At 71.5% G+C, this 3,337-nt stretch carries 4 protein-coding genes and 1 pseudogene; 2 read left to right on the top strand and 3 right to left on the bottom strand.

Annotated elements, in window-relative coordinates; all coding sequences use genetic code 11:
* Window positions 1-52: 52 nt before the first annotated feature.
* Entirely contained in the window at window positions 53-223 is a 171-nt protein-coding gene (locus ACFU8Q_RS40405; protein ID WP_266749911.1) for a thiazolylpeptide-type bacteriocin, read from the bottom strand.
* 171 nt (window positions 224-394) lie between these two features.
* Between ACFU8Q_RS40405 and ACFU8Q_RS40400 the strand changes: the two genes are divergently transcribed.
* Window positions 395-1,669: an amidohydrolase gene (locus ACFU8Q_RS40400; RefSeq protein WP_384464883.1), complete on the top strand. Its 1,275-nt coding sequence runs from the start codon at window positions 395-397 to the stop codon at window positions 1,667-1,669.
* Between the two features lie 267 nt (window positions 1,670-1,936).
* Here the strand turns inward: ACFU8Q_RS40400 and ACFU8Q_RS40395 are convergent, their stop codons facing one another.
* Together ACFU8Q_RS40395 and ACFU8Q_RS40390 are read right to left on the bottom strand one after the other, a co-directional pair.
* A complete protein-coding gene (locus ACFU8Q_RS40395; RefSeq protein WP_384464880.1) occupies window positions 1,937-2,320 on the bottom strand; it encodes a Zn-ribbon domain-containing OB-fold protein in 384 nt (127 codons plus the stop codon).
* 119 nt (window positions 2,321-2,439) lie between these two features.
* Window positions 2,440-3,111, bottom strand: coding sequence for a TetR family transcriptional regulator (locus ACFU8Q_RS40390; protein WP_384464887.1), 672 nt, complete (start codon window positions 3,109-3,111; stop codon window positions 2,440-2,442).
* Window positions 3,112-3,256: 145 nt separating this feature from the next.
* Here ACFU8Q_RS40390 and ACFU8Q_RS40385 point away from each other — a divergent pair.
* Window positions 3,257-3,337, top strand: a pseudogene (locus ACFU8Q_RS40385) (electron transfer flavoprotein subunit beta); the annotation flags it as partial.

Raw genomic sequence — 3,337 nt, 5'->3', positions numbered from 1 at the left:
GTACCCGTGGAAACGGGTACCGGGCGTGAACCCTGCCGCTGCTGACGACCGATCAGGCGGTGCAGGAGGTGGTGCTGGTGGTGGAGCTGCAGGTCGAGGTCGAGCTGCAGCTGGTGGAACCGGCCAGCACGACCTCGCTGGCGTCCGAGTAGTCGGAGATCTCGAAGGTCTCGGCCTCGAGCTCGAGGATCTCGTCGGCGAGGGTGCTCAGGTCCTTGTTCATGGTGTCTCCTCCTGATCGGGGCCCCGGGCCGGGCTCGCCGGCTACCGGTGTGTGCCACTCATTCCACCGGCCACCGCTCACCGTTCGGCATGCCTCCCGCACACACATCGCTGGCACGCCACGCCAGCGCCCGACAGCGACAGCCGCACACATCTGCCGAGGAGCCCCGATATGCCCCAGACCCACCCTGCCCTCGCCCGTGCCGACGAGGTGGTCCGTCCGGCCCTCACCCTCTACCTGGACGTCCACCGCAACCCGGAGGTCTCCGGCGAGGAGCGCCGTACGGCCGCGCTGTTCGCCGACCGGCTCGCCGCCATCGGCTGCGAGGTGACCCGCGGCATCGGAGGCCATGGCGTGATCGGTGAACTCCGCAACGGCGAGGGCCCGCGCGTGTACGTGCGCGCCGAGCTCGACGCCCTGCCCCTGGAAGAGCTCACCGGCCTCCCGTACGCGAGCGACAACGGCGCCATGCACGCCTGCGGCCACGACCTGCACCTGGCCGCCGCGGCCGGCACGGCGGACCTGCTGGCCCGCACCACCGCGCACTGGAGCGGCACCCTCGTCGTCCTCGGCCAGCCGGCCGAGGAGACCCTGACGGGAGCCCGCGCGATGCTGGACGACGGCCTGTACGAGCGCTTCGGCAGACCGGACGTCGTCCTGGCCCAGCACACGGCACCGCTGCCCGCCGGAATGGTCGCGCACGGCAGCGGCCACGGCCCGGTCGCCGCGGCGAGCGCCGCCCTGAGCGTCGTACTGCACGGCCGGGGCGGCCACGCCGCCACCCCCCACCTCACCGTGGACCCCGTGGTGACGGCGGCGGCCGTGATCAGTCGCCTCCAGACCGTCGTCTCGCGCGAGAGCGCCCCGGGCGAACAAGTCACCCTGACCGTCGGCACCGTGCGGGCGGGCACGGCGGTGAACGTGGTCCCGGACACCGCCGAACTCGGCATCGGCCTGAGGGCGCTCACCGACGAGTCCCTGAACCGTGCCCTGGCCGCGATGGAGCGGATCGTACGAGCCGAGTGCGCCGCCTCGGCCTGCCCGCGCGAACCGGACCTCACGACCGTGTCCCGCTCACCCGCCCTGTGGGGCGACCCCGCCGCGACCCGGGCGATCCGCGAAGTTCACAGCGCCCTCTACGGCCCGCAACGGGTCGGCACCTGGCCGCCGTCGATGGCGGCCGAGGACTTCCCCCTCTACGGCGACGCGGGCCTCGCCGTGCACGGTGAGGCCGGAATCCCCCTGGTCTACTGGATGTTCGGCACCGCGAGCCCCAAGCAGTGGGCCGTCTCCCGCGAACACCTCCCGCCCAACCATTCCCCTCATTTCGCCCCCGACATCCGCACGGCCCTGCCCCCGGCGATCAGCGCGCTGACGGCAGCGGCCCTCGACCGGCTCGGGGCATCTCCCCCGCACACGCCGGGCCATCGCCCGCGGCATCGCTGACCGAACGTGTGAACGTGGCAGGACGATGCCGGCTCCCGGTCCGCGCCGTTGCCTCCCGGCCGCGTGTCCGGGGCGCTGCGGCCGGCCCGACCGGAACACGCGGCGCGGATCCAGCGAGTGGCACGGCACGAGGTGATGGGGCAAGGCCGTGCTCGTGCACAACGACCATCCGGTCGACACCACGACGCCGCTTCAGATGAGGGGCGGCTTCATCCACGCGAGGGGCGGCCCCATCACGACCGGGGCCGGAAAGAACTACGGGGACGATCAGAACCACTCGTCGCGCGCGGGTGGTTCGCAGAGCTCGAAGACCACCTCGCCCGCATCCGCATCGCCACCGGCGACCGGGCGTACCCGGGCGCCTGGCGGCACCAGGTGCGGCGCGGCGCCGACGACGCGACAGCGGAACACGAAGCCCTCGGGAAGCCGGACGAGGGACTCGTTGCGCGCCGCTTCCGTGTAGCGGTGCACGACCCCGGACCTCACCACGACGCCCAGCCCGGCGCTGTGTTCGGGCTTCAGATCACTCGATGCGCACACCGGGCACAGCAGCCTCCGGAAGGAGGCCGTGCCGCACCAGCGGCACCGGTGGTAGTGCAGGCCGGCTTCCTCATGCACCGTCTGCACGGCGCCACTTGATGACTGGGACATGTTCGACCCCCTGCCTCGCCTCGGATGCGCCGCACCTGCGCGTCGGCGCGTCCGCACCATAGGACACTGAGTGCCGAAACGTAAAGGCACTCAGTGCCGGATAACGGTACCGACCGGAGTCAGTCCTGGCCGATGACCGACTCGATCTGCTGCACGACGCGCCACATCGGAGCCCCCTTCGCGGCGACCATGACGACCACGTCGCCGTCGGTCGAGGGCGCGGACGGGCCCCCGGCCGCCGTGCTCCCCCACACCTGGCGGACCAGCCCGAGGGCGTGATCCACCGCGGCCTCCGCGTCTCCGTCACCGCCCGAACGCAGCCAGGTCCGCAGCCCGTTGTTGTGCGCGGCGACGACGGACGCGGCGATCACCTCGGCCCGCAGCGCACCGTCCCCCGACTCTCCGTACCGGTCACGGAGATAGCCGGCCAGCGTCTGCTCGTACCGGCGCACCACGGACAGTTCGTAGGTGCGCAGCCCGGGCACCTCCCGGGTGAGCCGGTAGCGCTGGACGGAGAATTCGGGGTTGGCGGAGTACATCCGCAGGACGAGCCGGGCCGCGTCGCACACCGCGTCGACCGGCTCCGCGTCACCGACCGCCGCCAGGAAGGCGGTCATGTCGGCGAGGCAGCGCTCATGGTCCGGAAAGACCGCGTCCTCCTTGGACGGGAAGTACCGGAAGAACGACCGGCGCCCGACCCCGGCCCGCGCCACGATGTCGTCCACCGTGGTCTGCTCGAAGCCCCGCTCCAGGAAGAGCTGGAAGGCCGCCTGGGCGAGCACCTCCCGCATGGGGGTCTTCTTCGCCGGTCTGCGTGCGTCAGTCATGCGGGGAACGTAGCACCGGAGAGCCATTTCTGGCACTGGGTTCCTTTACAGAGGGTACTGAGTGCCATATCGTCATCCCCACGAACCATACCCAGGTAGGAGACCCGGCGTGAGCTTGAGGATCGTTGTCTGTGTGAAGTACGTGCCCGATGCCACGGGGGACCGGCATTTCGCCGATGACCTGACGCTG

The sequence above is a fragment of the Streptomyces sp. NPDC057543 genome, assembly GCF_042801895.1.
Lineage (GTDB): Bacteria > Actinomycetota > Actinomycetes > Streptomycetales > Streptomycetaceae > Streptomyces.
Note: the sequence above shows the minus strand (reverse complement) of the source record. Positions and strands in the feature narration are given on the sequence as shown.